This window comes from Achromobacter sp. SIMBA_011 (genome assembly GCF_046535435.1).
In the GTDB taxonomy this organism is placed as follows: domain Bacteria; phylum Pseudomonadota; class Gammaproteobacteria; order Burkholderiales; family Burkholderiaceae_B; genus Achromobacter; species Achromobacter dolens.
In genome coordinates, this window is sequence record NZ_JAWRWN010001238.1 from 1 (window position 1) to 235 (window position 235).

The 235-nt window shown below is 64.7% G+C and carries 1 protein-coding gene; it reads left to right on the forward strand.

Translation table 11 applies throughout. The features are described from left to right. Positions 1-108: 108 nt before the first annotated feature. Positions 109-235, forward strand: a 127-nt coding sequence (locus tag SB816_RS35010) for an SDR family NAD(P)-dependent oxidoreductase (RefSeq protein WP_410548622.1), incomplete at its 3' end; no start/stop codon positions are given.

The following is a 235-nucleotide window of genomic DNA, read 5'->3' on the forward strand; positions in this document are numbered from 1 at the left end:
GCCACGCGTGCATGAGGACGCAGGTCCGCGCATGTGTGCGCAGGTGTACGCATGCCGGCGCGTTTGAAGGTTTTTCTCGCCAACCCCTTAAAAACAGGAGACATCAGCATGGACGAACCCCTCAAAGGCCAGGTCGCGGTCGTCACCGGCGGCGCGCGCGGTATCGGACGCGGCATAGCGCTCACGCTCGCGCGTGCGGGCGCCGATGTCTTGCTTGCCGATCTGCTCGACGAAG